The following is a 17,345-nucleotide window of genomic DNA, read 5'->3' as shown; positions in this document are numbered from 1 at the left end:
GGCTCAGCTCCTCACCGGGTCTCGACGTACGCGCCCTTCCGGACGTACACATCTTGCCTTGGATTCATCGCCCCGTTCACCGGGCTCTGTCCAACCGGCGCCATCATCCCAGGCCCCCAGTTGTTCGGCTTCTTCCAGAACTGATACCATTTCTTCCCCGAGATATCCTCGACATCGCCGCGGTACGTGGCGGCCGGGTCGTTCGACTTGGCGCCCCAGACGCTCGATTTCGTGGCGTTTGCGACGCCCTGCGCCGTGCTGTCGTTGCCGATACCCCACTTCGGATCCGGCGGCGTCGCGCCGTTGCACGTCGACAGATCGACGCGCGAGCCCGGCCCCCCCTTGAAGCCAGCGCCCTTCAGCGCGTCCCCGAGCTGCTGCCCGTTGATCGTGGGCCGGTTGCCGTAAGGGATGATCCCCAGGAATTTCTTCTTCTCTCCCCACTCGACCCCGCCCGGGTACCCGTGCGTCGACACGATCACGTGGTTCTCGTTCGCCAGCGGGGCGTTCTTCAGCTCGTCGTGGTAAAGCACCGTGGCCCCCGGATACATCTTCTGCAGATTGGCCTTGTGGCTCTCGATCGCCTTGTCGCCGCGCTGGCCGACGATGATCGTCGTGAGCCCCGAAGGGTCGATGTACAGCGTGACGTTCGGAACGAACCCGAGCTCGTGGAACGCCCCAGCGAGCCCCGCGGGATCGGGCGTGATGTAGAGGCCGAGCGCTGGATCGTAGTAGCGGTGGCGGTTGTAGAAGAGGCCTGTCGGGGCGTCCCAGCGCTGCCCGGCGAAGCGCAGCGTCCCCGGATCGCCCGAGCGGCGCGTCACGTCGCCCAGCGCGCCGAAGTCCACCTCGTCGAAGGCGCCGGCCGCGGACAGGAAGAGCCACGGCGTGCCGGCGGCGTCGGTCACGACCGCGCGGAAGTCGCCCCCTTGCCGCGCCTCGAGGAGCGGCGTGCAGCCGTCGTCGGCGAAGACGCGCCGCACGCGGCCTCCCCCGCTCGCCACCTCCTCGACCGCGGAATCGCCGTCCCAGCCGAACCAGACGCTCTCGCCGCCCACCGTCATCGCGACGCGGCGGCCGAGCGCGTCGTAGAGGAACTGGATCGCGAGGCCGTCGTCGCGCACCGCGGCCGCGAGGCGGTTCAGCGCGTCGTAGCGGTACTCGAAGCCCTTTCCGCGCTCCGCCGAGGTGCGCCGCGCCAGCCGGCCGAGGGCGTCCCAGGTGAGGTGCTCGCCGGCCGTGCGCAGGGGGCGCCCCCCGGGGCCGAGCGCCCGCGCCTCGCCCCGGGGCATCGGGGTGCCCTGCGGGGAGTACGAGAGCTGCTCGTTCGCGCCGAGCCCCTGCACGGACAGCGGGCGGCCCACCTCGTCGAGCACGTAGCGCCGCTGCCCCGCGCGGCTGTCGTCCACCACCTCGATCGGCCCCGCCTTGGACCATGCGTACGAGCGCGCCGCGATCTCGCCGCCGGTCGACGACACCACCGCCCGGTGGATCGGCAGGCCGTACAGGTCGCTCCGCGTGATCACGCGCGGCCCGTCCTCTCCGAACGCGCGCTCCGACTCGACGCCGCGCTCATCGTACGCGAGCGTCAGCCGGGCGGCGCGCGCCTCCTCCACGGCGACCTCCCAGGCCGTGGGGGCGCCGTCGCCCGGGCGGCGCTCGGTCGTCACGCGCCAGCCCGAGGAGTAGCTCCGCTCCACGACGCGGCCGGCGTCGTCGTAGCGGTAGGACACAGCGAACTGGAAGCCGCCGAGGCGCTGCTCCTCGCGCAGGACCCGGCCCGCGGCGTCGCGCACGAAGACGACCTCCGACGCGGCGCTCCTCGCGTAGAGCAGCCCGCCGCGCTCGTCGTAGCCGTACTCCTCGCGCTCCCCCGTCGAGTGCTCGCGCGCGCGCAGCCGGCCCATCGCGTCGCTCGACAGCCGCACCCACGAGCCGTCCGCCTTCATCACCGAGACGATCTCGGCGACCCCGCTGTGCTCGTACTCCGTGCGGACGCCCGAGAACGACGTCTCTGCGCGGACGTTGCCGGACGGGTCGTACTCGAAGACGTGCCGCTCGCCCGCCGGGTTCTCGATCCAGGAGAGCCGCAGCAGCGCGTCATAGCCGGCGCGGTAGCGGCGCCCGTCGCTGTGCACCGACTCCACCGTGATGTCGCCGACCATGCGGTACCGGATCTCATGCCCGTTCGGCGCCCGCTGGGCGACGAGGTGCCCTGTGGGGCCGTAGTCGAAATACGTGACCTTGCCCCCGGGCTCCCGGATGGCGATCACGTAATCGCGAGAGTCGTAATCGAGCTCTAGCGCGACGCCCTTCGGGGTCTCCGCGCGGACGGGCCGGCCGAGGAGGTCGAACTCGTACCGGAAGCGCGCCGCGCCGCCGCCGGCGCTCACCTCGCGGATGTTGCCGTGCGCGTCGTACGCATACGCGTCCTCCGTGCCGTCGGCGTGGATCACCTGCGCGAGCAGGCCCCGCGGGTCGTAGCCGTACGCGGTGGAGCGGCCGAGCTCGTCGATCTCCTCGGTCACCCTCGATCCCTGGAAGCGCACCTGCCGCGTCGCGCCGCCGGGCTCGGTCACGGCCACCACCCCCGCGCCGTCGTCGAAGCGCGCGGAGCGCAGCAGCTCGCCGCTCACCGAGAGCTCGGTCTGCCTGCCCGACATGTCGGCGTGACGGCGCGCGAGGCGCCCCTCGGCGTCCCGGATCGCGACGAGCCGGCCGGCGCTGTCGTAGCTGTAGTGGGTGACGTACCCCCGCGGATCCCGGTAGGCCGTGACGAGCCCGAGGGCGTTGCCCACGTACAGATGCCGCTGGCCGAGGCCGTCGATCACGTGCGTCTGAAACGGCTCGGGGCCCCACGACAGGCGCGTATGAAAGATGCCTTTGGGCCTGGGCGCTCCGGCAGGCGGCGAGTAGCCGATCTCGCGCAGCACGTCGCCGCCCCGGAGCTCGCCCCAGCTCTCGACGCAACGGCGCTCGCCGGAGACGTCCGCGTAGACGAAGTGGTAATCGATGCCGTCCGGCGAGGACTCCCGGACGAGGTAGTGCTCCTCGTCGTACGCGAAGAGCGTCTCGACGCCGCCTGCGTCGACGGCGCGGACGAGATCGCCGCGGTCGTCGATCTCGAGGACCACGAGCGTCCTTTGGTGGACCTTCCCCTCTTCGTCCGTCACCGAGAGCCGATGTACGACGAGGTTCCCGTCCCGCTCGACCGTGAGGACGCGGCCGGCGCAGTCGACGAGGCGCACGAGCATGCCCTCGCGCCACTCCAGCTCGACCACGTTGCCCGCGTCGTCGCGCAGCTCCGCGAGGCAATAGCGCAGCTCCGCCGGATCGTAGCGGAGCACGCGCACGGCGCCGTCGTCGAGGTCCACCACGAGGTCGTTGCCGAAGCGGCCCACCTTGACGCCGTACGGCAGCACCAGCACCTGATCGCTCTCGGGCTCGGGGAGGTGCACCTCGCGGAAATCGGGATCCACGAGCACGAGCCCGTCGCCGTGCCTGCGCGCATACCAGTGCAGGTTGTGCGACCAGCCCCATCCCATCCCGCAGCGGGAGCGCACCGCCGAGGTCGCGTACCGGCGCACGAGGCCGACGGAGAACGGCCCCGGGAGCAGGATATCGAGCTTGGGGTTCGTGTACATGGTCCCGGTGACCACGTCGATCGGGTGCGCTGCGGCGGCCTGCCCCTCGGCCTGAGGCGGCGCGGGCGGCTTCGGCGGCGCAGCGCCGCTGCTCGATCCGCCGCCGCCCCCGCCGCCGTTGCTCCCGCCCTGCGGGCCGCCCCCGCCCGGGCCGCCGGCGCCCCCGCCGGAGCCCCCGCCGCCGCCGCCGCTCCCGCCCGCGCCGCTCGCGCTGGCGCCCGCGCCGACGGTGATGCTCTTGTTCATCTGCCCCATGCTGCCGGTGATGCCGGCCATGCCGAGCTCGATGAAGACGTTGGGCGCCCCGAGCCAGGGGAAGCACGGCCCGGCCGTGTTGAGGCTGACGACCTCTTTCAGCGTGCCCGGCTCGTTGCCGTGACAGGCCTTCATGCAGCCGCCCACCGTGAGGATCTTGGCCCCCTCGATCTTGGTGCGCATGCAGGGATCGATGATCCCCTCGGCGACCGTGCCCATCGTGGGATAGGGGATCGGCAAGGGGCTCGGCGCTGCCGGCGTCAGGCACACGCTGACGGCCATGCCGGTCATCTGGTGGCCGGACTTCTCGGTGATCGTGTCCATGCCCAGCGCGGTCACCTTGGCCATGAGCGAACCTCCTGCGGCAGGCTACAGGTCTGCTCCGGGGGGTGCCAACCCGGAACGTGCGCGGCTTCACGGACCGCGGGCGGCGCGATCGTGCGCCATCGTTCGGAGCGCGCCCCTATCCCTTGACCGTGACGAGCGGCCAGAGTCGCGCCACGCGCCGCGCGATCCCCGCATCCTCGACGGAACGGACGACCGGCGTGATCGGCTTGTAGGCATACGGCGCCTCCTCTTTCATCCGCTGGTGGTACTTCGCGAGGATGTCGCGCCGCCGCCGGACGCTCGGCGCATCCGGATCGAGGGGCGTCACGACATGCAGCTTCTCGACCGCGCGCCGGTAGAGGTCCTCGTCGGCGTGCGCGGAGCGGCCGCGCGTGAGGCTGCGGCCCGCGCCGTGGCACGCGCTCGCGAGCAGCTCCGCGTGGCCTGCGCCGGCGAGCACCCAGCTCGCGTCGCCCATGGATCCGGGGATGATCACCGGGTGACCGGTGTACGCGAACACCCCGCCCTGCCCATCCGGTCCCCCGGCCGGCGTCGCGCCCTTGCGGTGCAGGTAGCGCGGCTCGACGCCGTCGGGCTCCCAGATGAGGTTGTGCGGCGCATCGTACACGAGCGAGCTCGCGACCCGACGGCCGAGGACCTCCTGCATCGCGCGCACCACCATGAGGCCCAGGAAGAGGCGGTTCGCGAACGCGAAATTGGCGGCGTTCCGCATCGCATCCAGGTAGACCGAGGCCTCGCGGGCGTGGGGCCCCACCGCGGGCAGCACATAAAAGCCGTGCGCCGGATGGGGCACGCCCGCCGGGTACAGCGCGCGGGCGCGCTCGTTGAAATAGCCGCCGACCGCGTGTCCGAGCCCGACGGAGCCCGCGTGGGCCATGATCGTGACGGCGTTCTTCGTCAGCCCGAACGCGCGCGCCGTCCCGCCGTCGACGAGCTCGTCCACGGCCTGGATCTCGACGAAGTGGTTGCCTCCGCCGACCGTTCCGATCTGGATGTCGCGCCCGTCCGCGCGGCCCGACGCCTGGATGTACGCGTCGAACGCGAACGTACCGCGCGCGGGCAGCGCGCCGTGGAAGTGCACGCGCTCGAGATCCTCGCGCTGCGCGCGCGGATCGTAATGGTTCCACAGGCCCGTGCGAGCGTTGTCCGCCGCCGTCTCGTGCAACCCGGCGAGGCCGTCGCGGAGCATGGCCGCGCGCTGGCGCGGCGACATGGGGATATCGCGCTGTCCCTGGAAGAAGATGGCGCGGAGCCGCCGCTTCAGGGCGCCGACATGCGGGGCGAGCTCGTCCCGATCGACGTCGGTCGCGAGCAGGCGCATGCCGCAACAGACATCGTTGCCGACGGCCTGCGGCACCACGAACCCGCGCGCATCGACGACCGTGCCCACGGGGATGCCCGCGCCCTTATGAAAATCCGGCGTGAGCACGATGGATCGGATCTCGCCGGCCGCGCCGCCCCAGAACGGGGCGATCCTGCCGGCCTTCTCCCAGGCGTGGAGATCGCGCAGCGTGCCTTCCAGCGAGGCGAAACGGAGGAGCTCCTCGATGCCGTCGGCCTCGACGACGACATCTTCCCTCGCCACGAGGGTGATCGGGATCCCGAACGGATTGTCGATGCGGGCCGTCGCGCCATCCACGCGACGCACCACCGCATCGAGATGCAATTTGCCAACCATGCTGCTGTCCAATTCACGAAGACGCACGCGGCCGACGCGATCGCGCGAAGGGGCCGCGGCTCACTCTCCCCCGGTTTGGACCCGGCGCGCGCACGAGGGAGGCGCACACCGCAGCAGCGGAGCTCAAGATAGACGCGAAACGCAGATCGTCAAGCGGCTCGCGCTGGTCGGGCCAGCCGGCAGGGCGCGCGAGGTCGAGGCACACTCACGTGCGGCCAATCACACTTTCCGTGCGCTCCGTCTCTCGCGCGGTGGCGAGGCGCAGCTCCGCGGCCTCTTCGACCGCACCCACCTCGCCCGCGCCTCTCGCTGGCGCGGCGCCGAGGCTCTCCCCCTGGCCTGACAGCTCCACCCACCCACGGCAACCGAATCCGAGCCGTGCCGTTCAGGGCATCAGCTCGACTCCCTTGGTCAGATACAGCCTTGACGCCCGACGCCCGTGGTCGTGATCTGATGGTGAATCCACCGGGGGGTGGCCGCACCTGCAAGGCCCCGAGCTCGCGCCTGAGCCGGCCCTCATCGACGAAAGGAATCTGCCATGCGCATCGTCCAGATGGGCTCAGGTGAGCCCCGCGATCTCGTCCTCTGCTACCTCGTCGGCCCTCACATGGACGCCGCGCTGCGCGACGCCCTCGGCCCCGCGCCGTGCGTGGTCGCCTATGCCACCGGCAAGCCCGCCGACAGCCTCGACGCGGTGATCGCCGCGGTGCGCGACCGGCTGCACCTCCCCACCATCGGCCGCGTCGTCCTCGCCGGCTACTCTCTCGGCTGCAGCGGCGTGCGATCCCGCCTGCTCGAGAAGGCGCAGGCGAACGGCGCCGTCGCCGCCCTGGTGCTCGTCGACGGCACCCACGCGAGCAAGCCGCCGGTCGCGTGGCAGATCGACGTGTGGCGCGACGCGTTCGCGCGCGCCCGCCGGGGCGAGCTGCTCGTCGTGGCCACGCACACCCAGCAGAGCTACGTCGAGCAGCTCAGGCCGCCGGAGACTCCCTTCCTCTCCACCGCGACGGTGCTCCGCCAGGCCACGGAGTGGCCCCTCGACGCCTCGGGCCCCGTCGACGCGCCCGCGGTGCGCAACGATGGGCAGCTCTGGATCTACTCGTACGCCAGCAAGGCCATCGACGCCGAGGCGCACATCCTCCAGCAGCGCGAGGTCCTGCCGAGGGTGCTCCGCCAGCACATCCGCCCCTGGCTGGAGGGCCCCGGGGCCGATCCGACGAGACCCGCAGATCCGCCCGTCGGCGCCGACGCGCTCGAGCAGGCCGAGCACGCCTCGACGAGCGGACAGCCGGGGCCGAGCCCCGTCGTCCGCCAGATCCTGCGCCTCGGCTCGCGGGGCGAGGACGTCATCGTTTGGCAGCGGATCCTCGGGGTCGATGCGGACGGGATCTTCGGCGGCGTCACCGATCGGCTCACGCGGCAGTGGCAGAAGCGGCACGGCCTCGGGGCGGACGGCATCGTCGGTCCCCTCACCTGGAGCGCCGCCGAGGCGCGGAGCGGCGAGGCCCTGCCCCCACGCGAGGTGCCCCGGCAGGCCACACCGCTCTCCGAGGGCGAGCTCTCCGCGGTGCTGGAGCACAGCCACGAGCTCGTCTTCCAGGAGAACCCGAGCCGCGCGCGCCTCGCCTGCGCATGGGCGCACGTGGCCATCGAGAACGGACGCGGGCAGAAGGTGTGGAACTACAACCTGGGCAACATCACCGGATTCGGCCAGTGGCCCGGGCAGTATTACGTGATCCGCGTCGCCGAGCGGGTGCAGCGCGATCCCGACGTGTGGAAGCCGGTGGACATGCGCTTTCGCGCCCACCCCGAAGCGCTCGACGGCGCCGCCGACTACTGGCGGCTCATGGGCAAACACTACCAGCCGGCGCTGGCGCGCTTCGACGCGGGAGACCCTGCGGGCGCCGCCTTCGAGCTCTCGCGGCTGCGCTACTACACCGCGCACGCCGACACGTACGCGCGGAACATGAGCTCGCTGTACCGCTCCTTCCCCGGCTGATCGCGCGGCGCCCCGCCGCCCGCCTGGCGCGCCGGCGCTGGCTCCGCCCGCGCGCCCGTGTGGTACCCTCCCGCCCATGGGTACCGCGAACGCCCTTGTCCCCGAACGGCGCTCTGCCCTGCGCCGCGCCCCCTGCGCGGCCCTCCTGCTCGCCGCCTGCGGCCCCGCGCCCACCCTGGCCGAGCCGCGCGCCCCGGAGCCGCCGCCCCCCGCCGAGACGATCTACATCGTGATTCACGATCCGCCCCCGGCGGCGGAAGCCGCGGTGGCCGCGGACGACTGGGTGCCGGACGAGGCCCGCGGCGAGAACCCGTTCGCGCGGAGGCGCACCTGGATCGGCGACTACGACTGTCCGCAGGGCACGACCGAAATGACGTTCCGGATCCTTCAGGTCCAGGGCGACCGGATCAAGGCCGTCTTCGACTTCCGTCATGCCGCGTCCGGCGTATCCGGGAAGTACCTGATGCGCGGCCGTTACGACCCCGAGACGCGCACCGCGGCGTTCTCGCCCGGCGCCTGGCTCGAGCGCCCTCCCAACTACGTCACCGTGAGCATGAAGGGCGATCTCGCGCTCGACGGCTCGCTCTTCGCCGGGCGCATCGAGCACCCGGAGTGCGGCGCCTTCCGGCTCCGGCCCGCGGGCTAGGGCCCGGCGGACAGCCGCCCCGCCGTCGCCGGCGCCGCGAGCGCCGACCGGTACCCGAGGTAGCGCCCGAACGCGCGCATCGCCTGGTTCCAGTGCTTGGGCTGCTTCACCCACATCTCCTTCACGCCCACGTCGGCCAGCGCGTCCCCCACGTCGATCCACCGCGGATCGCCGGTCAGCGCGTAGGCGGCGCCGAACACGGGCACGATCAGCAGGTTGAGGTCCGCGGTCCCGCTGTCGTCGTACGCGTCGGTCTCGCAGCCCCAGAGGTACCGGAACGCGCGCCGGTCCGAGGTGATCGCGCGCTCCGCGAGCCAGCCCGCCGCGCGCGCCACCACGTCGCGGACCCGCGGGTCGCCGGTGAGCGCGCGGTAATCCATGAGCGCGTCGACGAGCAGCGCGGTCATGAACGGCGAGGCGCCGCGCGGGCCGCGCTCGCACTCGGACGGGTCGGCGCGGTGGATGTCGTGCTCGAAGGCGCCCGACGCGCCCTGCCGCTGCCACGCCGCCGTGCGATCCGCGAGGCCGCGCAGCGCCGCGAGGAGCTCCGGACGCGGATCGAGCGCGTAGTAGCTCGACAGCGTCATCATCGCCCAGGCCATGTTGCGCTCGGTCGCGCGCAGCACGTCCTCCTTGCCACCCGTGAGCGCGGGCAGGTTCAGCCGCAGCGCCTCGCCCATCGCGAGGACCGCCTCCTTCGCCGGCGGGTCGCCGGTGAGCAGGTAATCGTCGAGCATCCCCTGGCCGAGCATGCGCCGGAGGACCTCCCAGGAGAGGGGCGCCGCGGGCGTCCAGTCGTCCTTCTCGCAGACGTGGACCGCGAGCCGCCGGTCGGGCGAGAACCGGAGCTCGTGCTGCCGGTACCAGACGGCCTCGGCGCGGGCGCGCCGGTAGCGGGCGGCGTCGCCGTTCCGGAGGAAGCGCTGGTAGAGCGCGTGCGGGCCGTCGTAGTAGGTGCGGTGCGCGCCCGCGCAGCTGACCCCGTACGCGTCGTAGGCGGGCGTCATGCCGGCGAGCGCGCGCTCGATGCCGCTCTCGAACCCGGGGAAGCGGCGGTCGTCGATGGCGGGGAGCTGCGGCCCGCACACCTGGCTCGCCGCGTACCACGAGGGCGGGAGCACCGCGGCGATCGGGCCGTCCGGGTTGGGCAGAAGCGACTCGTCGAGCGCGGCGCCCTCGATGCCCGGCGCGTCCGCCCGCTGCCCGGGGGAGCTCGCCTTGGCGCGGGGTGGGGGCGCGCCGGCCGGGGGCGCGCCGGCCGGGGGCTCGCCGGGCGGAGCGCTCTTTGCGGGGCGCGGGGGAGCGCCGTGCTCCAGCGTGTAGATCGCGCGCTCGCCCGGCGCGAGCGCGGCGCGGAACGCGACGAGCGCGCTGCGGATCGAGCCGTCCAGGGGCCAGACCGCGAGCGGCTTCGCGCGCAACGGGACGAGGGCGCCGCGGCCGTCGCGCAGGCGGAGGAGGCGGACGTCGCGCAGCGCGCCCGGCGCGAACGGCACGCCCGAGGACACGACGGCCTCCAGCGGCGGCGTCGCGCCGGCCGGGCCCTTCGAGGGCGCGCTCGTCGCGGCGTCGGCGACGAGCAGCAGCGGGACCGAGCCCGCGACCGGCGCCGGGCGCGCGGCGGCGTGCGCCTCCAGGACGGCCCGCACGCCCGGCTCCGCGCGGCGCGCCGCGGGCACCCGAGCGGACGGCCGGCCGCAGCTCGTCCAGAGGAGGGGCGCTGCGAGGAGCAGCGCTGCGAGCAGGCGGAGGGCGCCGGTCCTCGCCTTTGCGCGCTGCGCATCCATGCCGCATCCGATGACCGGCGCCCGCCGCGCATCGCGGCAGAGCATCGGGGAGCGCGGCCGCGATGAGGCCGGCCGGTCGGGCGCGGCGCGCTCGCCCGGTAGCGCCCGGCGGCTTCCGGCGCTCGCCGCCGCTGCTCGTGCTCGAGGATCTCCACCGGGGCGACCAGCCCACGGTGAGCTTCCTCGACGCAGCGCTGCGCGGATCTGCGCGCCATGCCCTGGATGGTGCTCGCGCTGGCCCGGCCCGAGGAGCATGAGACCTTTCCCCGGCTGTGGGCGGAGCGCCAGACGCAGGGAGATCCGGTTGAAGGAGCTGCCGCGCAAAGCGTGCGAGCGGCTGGTGCGGCAGGCGCTCGGCGCGAGCATCGGCCGGGAGATGCTGGAGCGCATCGTGGCGCTCGCCGGCGGGCATGCGTTCTACCTGGAAGCTTCGGATCGCTGCGCCCAGGGCACGCGCTCGGGGCTGCGGTCGTTCACTATCCAGTAGCTCGACAAGGAGGAACTCGGCGCGGCCGCCGTCGAGCACATGGCGCCGGAGCCAATCGGCGTGGTCCCTCGCCGCGGCGCGGGCGTCGGTCGGAGTGTTGCTCCACGCCTAGCCGGCGTTGAGGCCCGGGCACGAACTCGGGGCCGCCGTCGTCTACTTGGGCACGCTCAGGGCTGTCGCAGATGTCGAGGTGAACGTCGGCCAGCTCGGTGCAGTGCATCGGACCGCGCCATGCGAAGCTGACAGAGCCCACGAGGGCGGACGACGAGCCCGCTCCCAAACGCAAGCGGGGCGCCTACCGGCCGTGGGCCGAGCTTCTGCGCCGCACGCTTGCGATCGATGTCCTCGCGTGTCCAGCTTGCAAAGGCAGGATGAAGCTCGTCGCCATGCTCACCGAGCCAAGGAGCATCGCCCGCTTCCTCACCGCGCTTGGCGAGCCCACCGACGTTCCAGTGCGCTCCCCTCTGTGCCAACGTCGGGTGAGACAAACTGCCCCTGGAAATCTGTGGTGAAAGGGAGGAGAATGGACCTGACCCGTGCCGAAGCCTTCGCATCTCCGATCCGTCGATCCTACCCCCGCCCCAGCGGCGCAGGGCGCTGCGCCCCGCCCGAGTGGCGCCGCCGTCGAGAGCGTGGCGAAGCCGGGCAAGAGGAGGAAGCTCTCGGCGGCGGAGAAGCTGCGCATCGTTCGCGAGGCGGCTGCGTGCACCCAGCGCGGGGACATCGACGCGTTGCTGCGCCGCGAGGGCATCTACAGCTCCCTCCTGGCGGCGTGGCGCAAGCAGCTCGCCCTCCACGGCAGCGAGGCTCTCGCGGAGCGCAAGCCCGGTCACAAGCCGAAGCAGGACGCGAAGGACCGGCGCATGCCGAGCTCGAGAAGCGCTCGGCGCGCCTCGAGGAGAAGCTCGCGCTCGCTGAGAAGCTCATCGAGCTCCCAAAAAAGTCTCTGCCATTCTGGGCGTCAATCTCACAAACGACGGAGAGCGCTGATGGACGTCATCGAGGAGCTCGATAACCCGCACGTCCCCATCGCGCAGGCGTGTGCGGCGCTCGGCGTCAGCCGCGCCGCGCTCTACCGGCAGACCCGGCCCGCGCCGCCCCGGCCCGCTCCGAGCCCACGCCGGCTCAGTGACCCCGAGCGGAAGGCCGTGCTCGACGTGCTGCACAGCGACGAGCTCGTCGACCAGCCCCCGCCGGAGGTCTACGCGACGCTGCTGTCGCGCGGCGTCAATCTCGCCTCCATCCGCACGATGTACCGGCTGCTCGCCGCCTCCGGCGAGAGCGGGGAGCGGGGAGCGGCGCGCGCAGCGTGGGCCGATTAATCTTCCAGAGAGAGCATGGCCCAGGGCACAATTTGCCCGAGAATGGGCGAAGACATAAGCCGTGAAACATCACATAACAACAATCGTCAGCAAGCAATCCCGGAAAGCGTCCATGAAAATTTCACAGCAGAATTGGTCCTCTCGTTGGTTCATACTGGCGTTCGCGTCAGTCGCGCTAGCAGGCTGTGGCGATGATACCAATACCACAGGGTCCTCGAGCAGCTCATCGTCTTCTAGCAGCTCTTCATCCTCCAGCTCCAGCTCTAGTTCATCTTCGAGCAGCTCTAGTTCATCTTCGAGCAGCTCTAGTTCGTCTTCGAGCAGCTCTAGTTCGTCTTCGAGCAGCTCTAGTTCGTCTTCGAGCAGCTCTAGTTCTTCTGGTTCTGCTGGAGGCGGGGATACAACGGGTACGCCTACCCCTGATTTCTCCAAGTATCCAGCCTACACTGAGAAATACACCAACAAAACTGTGATCACTTCAAATCACGCAACGGGCCATGTTGGTGATTTTTTCTTCACTCACTGGAAAGATGGCGGCTCGACATCTTTGACTGTGGACCCGAATGGCGAATTCAGCGTGACCTGGCAGGGCGGTGGCTATAACTATGTCGGTGGTCCAGGATGGCATTACGGAGATGAGAACAGGGTGATCGGCTACCGCTTGAATAACGACAGCGGCGCGAGCTATATCGCTTTGTACGGCTGGGGGTACGACAAGAGTATGCCTACTTCAAACCCGGCACACCTGGTGGAGTATTACATTCTGCAACGATGGAGTTATGACCCCAGCCAAGGTGCTACCTCTGGCAAGACCTTCGTGAGCGATGGGGTTGAGTATTCCACTTACCGCTCAACGCGGCAGCAGCAGCCCTCTATCAATGGTCGCTCCACTTTCTACCAATACTGGAGCAAGCCTGCTCGGCCGCAGGCCCTCGGACAGGACCACAAAATCATATTCGCCGATCACGTGAAGGCATGGGCCGATACCGGCTGGATTGTTCCGAACATGAACAATCTGGACGCGAGCGACGATCCCACCTATCAGGTCATAGCTGTCGAGGTGTTCAACCCCGGTAGCAATGGAACTGCATCTGGTCGCGTTTGGGACGAGACGCCCTAATCGAAAGAAATGTGGCACTCCTAAACGTTTCGTGGGTGTACGGCGCGAACACCGATATCCGTTCTGTAGACCGCATCCTAGCGAGGTGCGCGCCGTCGCCGTAGATTCGCGACACGATGCAAGAGCAAGAGCGGCCTGCGACGACGGGTGGCTGGGCGCAACAGCAACCGGCGGAAGGCGCGGTCGACGCCGACGTCGCCGCCCGCGTGAAGGTCGCCCGCAGGCGCACGGGGTGCTGGCGATGGTGCAGGCCCGGCTCGGGAGGCTGCCGCCTGGGGCCCGGGCCGTCCTGCGCGCCGCGAGCGTGTTCGGGGAGGTCTTCTGCAAGAGGAAAACGATTCGGAGACGCAGAAATAATCCTGAATGGTTTCGAAAGGTTGGCTGCTGTGCCCGGCAGCTGCAGCGGCAAGCGCGGGCAGGCCGGGGAAGCTGTGCAGGGCCATGGGCGCACGCCCGTGCCGGTGCTGGCGGTCGCGGGTCGTCGAGGGCGCGGCTTCGGCTTGCTGCGCCTGGGGCACGTGTGCGGGGCTGTGGTCGTTCACCATCCAGCAGCTCGACGAGGAGGAACTTGGCGCGGCCGCCGTCGAGCACATGGCGCCGGAGCCGATCGGCGCGGCCCCTCGCGCCGGCGCGGGCGTCGGTCGGGGGGCCGCTCCACGCATAGCCGGCGTCGAGGTCCCCGGGCACGAACTCGGGGCCGCCGTCGTCCACCTGGGCACGCTCGGGGACATCGCAAATGTCAAGGCGAACGATATCGCCGTGCAGTTTGCGCACAACCTCCGCGACCTCATCGATCTCGACGTGGAAGAACTCCTTCCTCTCATGATCAGGTTGACCCGCCGGTAGTGGAACTCACGGTGAAGAGCGTTCTCCAAAGCGGGGGCATCCTCGGACCAGATCATGGCGTGGACATCGAACTCGAACGGCACCGAAGCGTCGCCCAGTTCGGCTCTATTCGATGTGCTCACGGATCCCGCTCACGCGTCGGCGTCAATGCTCTTGGGCTTGGCGCCGGCGGCCAGCATCTCCTCGCGCATGCGCTTGTGCCTGTAGCTGGCTAGCTTGAGGCTGAGCGCCGGAGACAGGCGATCGAGGTACCAGAATGCCTTCCACCATTTGGGCAGGACGATGATCGCCTCGTTGCGGGCGACGGCGTCGAGCGTGCGGCGCGCGAGCTCTTCGGGGGGGATTGGGCGCAGGCGCTCCGACATGCGCATGATGGCCTCTTTGGAGACGTTCTCCACGTTGATACGGCCGTACACACCGCCGGTGAGGATGGGTGTGCGGATGGTGCCGGGGCACAGGACGGAGGCGCGGACGCCGTAGCGCTCTGCCTCCACGCGGAGGGCCTTGGTGACGGCGACGACGGCGTGCTTGGTGGCGGTGTAGGCGCCCTCGTTAAAGCCCGCGACGAGGCCTGCGACGGAGGCTGTATTCAAAATGTGTCCTGAACCCTGCTTCACCATGATCGGGTAGACTGCCTGGATGCCGTAAACGACGCCGCGCAGGTTGACGTCGATGACGTCGTCCCAGTCCTCTTGCACGTGACTGGCCATCTCGCCCCCGACGACGATGCCGGCGTTGTTGAACAGGTAGTCGATGCGGCCTGAGCGCTGCAGCGTGTCTTTTGCGATGGCCTTGAAGGCCGGCAGGCTGCGCACGTCGAGCTCGGCGGCGGTCGCGCGACCTCCGCGGTCGGTGATGCCTTTGGCGACCTCCGCGGCGACGCTGTGCTGGCGATCCGCCAGCACGACCTCGCACCCTCGATGGGCGAGCTCTTCACCGAGCGCGCGGCCGATGCCGGAGGCGCCTCCGGTGACGATTGCGACCTTGTTTTCAAGCGTTTTCTGGTTGGTGCTCATCGGGCGCGGACGCTATCACGTTCACGCGCCGCGCACGATATGCCCTTCGAGATCGATGTGTATACAGCAGCGCCGCGGTGAGCGGTGAGAGCGCTGCCGCGGCGCGGCCGCATGTTCGTACCGGGGGCGGGGTGCTCCAGGAGGCCGCCGCCGTCCAGAGCTCGTCTCTGGCGCTTCTACGGGGCCGTCCTGCGCCCGAGCGCGTCCTTGGCGCCTCTAAGCCATCCCCGAGCTGTCTGGCGCTTCGTAACCGCCCAGCCACCGGCATGGGCATGGCCGCTTGCGGCTCTCGCCGCGGTCGACGATGCTGCGCGCGAGGCGGCGTCTGCCCAGGCCCGGGCGCATGCGGGCAGAGACGAGAGGGCCGGCGAGGAGCTCTCCCCCGGCGCGAGGCTCGAGCGCCGCGTCGTTCAGTGCGGATTTCACGCCATCGTGATCACCGGGATCACCGCATCGTGATCGCTCGGATCAGCGCATCGTGATCACCCGGATCACCATCGTGATCAGCGGGATCACGGTCGTGATCGCGCGGATCGCCGCTCGTGATCGCGCTGGTGCATCCTGCGCGGCTCACGAGGCTGAGGCGTAGCGGCGCTGGACGTCGGGTCCACCCACCCGGGCCTCGGAGGAGGGTCCCAGGTGGCGACGGAGCGACTGTCCATGCACAAAACGCGAGAGATTCTTCGACAGAAGTGGCTCCTCGGCCGCACGCACCGGCAGACGGCGACGAGCAACGGCACAAGCCCCGGGGCCGTGGGCAGCGTTCTGGCGCGCGCCAAGGCCGCCGGCCTCACGATGTGGGAGCAGGTCACCCAGCTGGACGACGAGGCGCTCGAGCGGACGCTCTACGGCACAGCCGTCGTCGAGCCGGGGGTCGCGCCGGCCGAGCCTGACTGCGCCTGGATTCACCGCGAGCGGCACCGGCCGCACGTGACGCTGGAGCTGCTGCACCTGGAGTACCTGCGGCAGCATCCCAACGGTCTGCGGTACACCGCCTTCTGCAACCGGTACCGGGCGTGGCTCGCGCGGCGCGGCCTGGTGATGCGCCAGGTGCACGTCGCGGGCGAGAAGATGTTCGTGGATTACGCGGGGAAGAAGCCGACCCTCGTGGACGCTGCCACCGGCGGCGTCACCCAGGTCGAGCTGTTCGTCGCCGTGCTGGGCGCCTCCAGCTACACGTATGCCGAGGCGACGCGCAGCCAGAGAGGACCCGACTGGATCGGAAGCCACTGCCGCGCGTTCGCGTTCTTCGGCGGTGTCACGCGCGCCGTCGTGTGCGACCAGCTCAAGAGCGGCGTCACGCGCGCCTGCCGGTACGAGCCGCAGGTACAGCGGACGTACGAGGAGATGGCCGCGCACTACGGCACGACGGTGCTGCCCGCGCGACCGAAGCATCCGCGCGACAAGGCCAAGGTCGAGGTCGCCGTGCAGGTCGTCGAGCGGTGGATTCTTGCCCGTATTCGCAACGAGGTGTTTCACTCGCTCGCAGCGCTTAACGCGCGCATCACCGAGCTGCTGGTCGACATCAACAGCCGTGTGATGAAGCGCTACGGGGAGAGCCGGAGAGAGCTCTTCGAGAAGCTCGAGAGGCCAGCGCTCGCCGCCCTGCCTGCTGAGGCTTTCGAGTACGCCGAGTGGAAGAAGGCGCGTGTCAACATCGACTACCACGTGGTCTTCGATGACCACTTCTACTCGGTGCCGTATGCGCACGTGCACCAGGAGGTCTGGATCAGGGCGACGGTCGCGACGGTCGAGGTCCTGCTGCACAGCCGCCGGATCGCGTCGCACCCCCGCTCGCGAGCGCGCGGCAAGCACTCGACCCTGCGTGAGCACATGCCGAGCGCCCACCGGGCGCACGCAGAGTGGACGCCCTCGCGCCTGCTGGCGTGGGCCGAGAAGATCGGCCCGGCAACCCGGCAGCTCTGCGCGGCGATCCTGGCCGAGCGGCCCCACCCCGAACAGGGCTTCCGCTCCTGCCTGGGCCTGCTGCGCCTCGGCAAGCGCTACGGCCAGGAGCGGCTGGAGGCCGCCTGCGAGCGCGCCGGGCGCGTCCGCGCCCGATCCTACCGGCACATCGAGTCGATCCTGAAGAACGGGCTCGATCGCGTGCCGCTTGCTCATGATGACGGGGCCCCCGTCGCCCCCCAACCCATCGACCACGAGAACATCCGTGGCCGTGACTACTACCTCAACTGAT

General features: G+C 70.4%; 12 protein-coding genes. 7 read left to right on the top strand and 5 right to left on the bottom strand.

What is annotated here, in order from left to right; all coding sequences use genetic code 11:
* Positions 1-11: 11 nt before the first annotated feature.
* Together NQZ70_RS11965 and NQZ70_RS11960 are read right to left on the bottom strand one after the other, a co-directional pair.
* Complete coding sequence (locus NQZ70_RS11965) at positions 12-4,247, bottom strand: PAAR-like domain-containing protein (RefSeq protein WP_272828245.1); 4,236 nt, start codon at positions 4,245-4,247, stop codon at positions 12-14.
* Positions 4,248-4,362: 115 nt separating this feature from the next.
* Complete coding sequence (locus NQZ70_RS11960; RefSeq protein ID WP_237245244.1) at positions 4,363-5,886, bottom strand: RtcB family protein; 1,524 nt, start codon at positions 5,884-5,886, stop codon at positions 4,363-4,365.
* Between the two features lie 577 nt (positions 5,887-6,463).
* On the opposite strand from NQZ70_RS11960, the gene NQZ70_RS11955 reads away from it, so the two are divergent.
* Both NQZ70_RS11955 and NQZ70_RS11950 read left to right on the top strand, forming a co-directional pair.
* Positions 6,464-7,924, top strand: a complete 1,461-nt coding sequence (locus tag NQZ70_RS11955) for a peptidoglycan-binding protein (RefSeq protein ID WP_207217808.1) — start codon at positions 6,464-6,466, stop codon at positions 7,922-7,924.
* A gap of 76 nt (positions 7,925-8,000) precedes the next feature.
* Entirely contained in the window at positions 8,001-8,570 is a 570-nt protein-coding gene (locus NQZ70_RS11950; RefSeq protein ID WP_237245243.1) for a hypothetical protein, read from the top strand.
* Here the strand turns inward: NQZ70_RS11950 and NQZ70_RS11945 are convergent.
* Positions 8,567-10,357, bottom strand: coding sequence for a hypothetical protein (locus NQZ70_RS11945; protein ID WP_165373917.1), 1,791 nt, complete (start codon positions 10,355-10,357; stop codon positions 8,567-8,569). The genes NQZ70_RS11950 and NQZ70_RS11945 overlap by 4 nt on opposite strands.
* Before the next feature lie 304 nt (positions 10,358-10,661).
* Between NQZ70_RS11945 and NQZ70_RS11940 the strand changes: the two genes are divergently transcribed.
* On the top strand, positions 10,662-10,844 hold the full coding sequence (locus tag NQZ70_RS11940) for a hypothetical protein (RefSeq protein ID WP_129574333.1): 183 nt from the start codon (positions 10,662-10,664) through the stop codon (positions 10,842-10,844).
* 989 nt (positions 10,845-11,833) lie between these two features.
* Complete coding sequence (locus NQZ70_RS11935) at positions 11,834-12,166, top strand: hypothetical protein (RefSeq protein ID WP_129574332.1); 333 nt, start codon at positions 11,834-11,836, stop codon at positions 12,164-12,166.
* A gap of 69 nt (positions 12,167-12,235) precedes the next feature.
* Here the strand turns inward: NQZ70_RS11935 and NQZ70_RS11930 are convergent, their stop codons facing one another.
* A complete protein-coding gene (locus NQZ70_RS11930) occupies positions 12,236-12,598 on the bottom strand; it encodes a hypothetical protein (protein ID WP_207217807.1) in 363 nt (120 codons plus the stop codon).
* A 37-nt stretch (positions 12,599-12,635) separates the two neighbouring features.
* Between NQZ70_RS11930 and NQZ70_RS11925 the strand changes: the two genes are divergently transcribed.
* Together NQZ70_RS11925 and NQZ70_RS11920 are read left to right on the top strand one after the other, a co-directional pair.
* Positions 12,636-13,286 (top strand): glycoside hydrolase family 11 protein, encoded by a 651-nt coding sequence (locus tag NQZ70_RS11925; protein ID WP_129581295.1) that lies wholly within the window; start codon positions 12,636-12,638, stop codon positions 13,284-13,286.
* A gap of 441 nt (positions 13,287-13,727) precedes the next feature.
* Positions 13,728-14,132 (top strand): hypothetical protein, encoded by a 405-nt coding sequence (locus NQZ70_RS11920; protein WP_165373916.1) that lies wholly within the window; start codon positions 13,728-13,730, stop codon positions 14,130-14,132.
* A 131-nt stretch (positions 14,133-14,263) separates the two neighbouring features.
* Here the strand turns inward: NQZ70_RS11920 and NQZ70_RS11915 are convergent, their stop codons facing one another.
* Entirely contained in the window at positions 14,264-15,148 is an 885-nt protein-coding gene (locus tag NQZ70_RS11915) for an SDR family oxidoreductase (protein WP_129574331.1), read from the bottom strand.
* A 660-nt stretch (positions 15,149-15,808) separates the two neighbouring features.
* On the opposite strand from NQZ70_RS11915, the gene istA reads away from it, so the two are divergent.
* A complete protein-coding gene (gene istA, locus NQZ70_RS11910; protein ID WP_129574330.1) occupies positions 15,809-17,344 on the top strand; it encodes an IS21 family transposase in 1,536 nt (511 codons plus the stop codon).
* Position 17,345: the final 1 nt, after the last annotated feature.

This window comes from Sorangium sp. So ce836, assembly GCF_028553905.1.
GTDB lineage: Bacteria > Myxococcota_A > Polyangia > Polyangiales > Polyangiaceae > Sorangium > Sorangium cellulosum_D.
Note: the sequence above shows the minus strand (reverse complement) of the source record. Positions and strands in the feature narration are given on the sequence as shown.

What these genes read in the sequence shown, in the direction of transcription:
- NQZ70_RS11965 (WP_272828245.1), bottom strand. Translation starts at nt 4,247, where the DNA reads ATGGCCAAGGTGACCGCGCTGGGCATGGACACGATCACCGAGAAGTCC.
- NQZ70_RS11955 (WP_207217808.1), top strand. Translation starts at nt 6,464, where the DNA reads ATGCGCATCGTCCAGATGGGCTCAGGTGAGCCCCGCGATCTCGTCCTC.
- NQZ70_RS11950 (WP_237245243.1), top strand. Translation starts at nt 8,001, where the DNA reads ATGGGTACCGCGAACGCCCTTGTCCCCGAACGGCGCTCTGCCCTGCGC.
- NQZ70_RS11945 (WP_165373917.1), bottom strand. Translation starts at nt 10,357, where the DNA reads ATGGATGCGCAGCGCGCAAAGGCGAGGACCGGCGCCCTCCGCCTGCTC.
- NQZ70_RS11935 (WP_129574332.1), top strand. Translation starts at nt 11,834, where the DNA reads ATGGACGTCATCGAGGAGCTCGATAACCCGCACGTCCCCATCGCGCAG.
- NQZ70_RS11920 (WP_165373916.1), top strand. Translation starts at nt 13,728, where the DNA reads ATGGGCGCACGCCCGTGCCGGTGCTGGCGGTCGCGGGTCGTCGAGGGC.
- NQZ70_RS11915 (WP_129574331.1), bottom strand. Translation starts at nt 15,148, where the DNA reads ATGAGCACCAACCAGAAAACGCTTGAAAACAAGGTCGCAATCGTCACC.
- istA (WP_129574330.1), top strand. Translation starts at nt 15,809, where the DNA reads ATGCACAAAACGCGAGAGATTCTTCGACAGAAGTGGCTCCTCGGCCGC.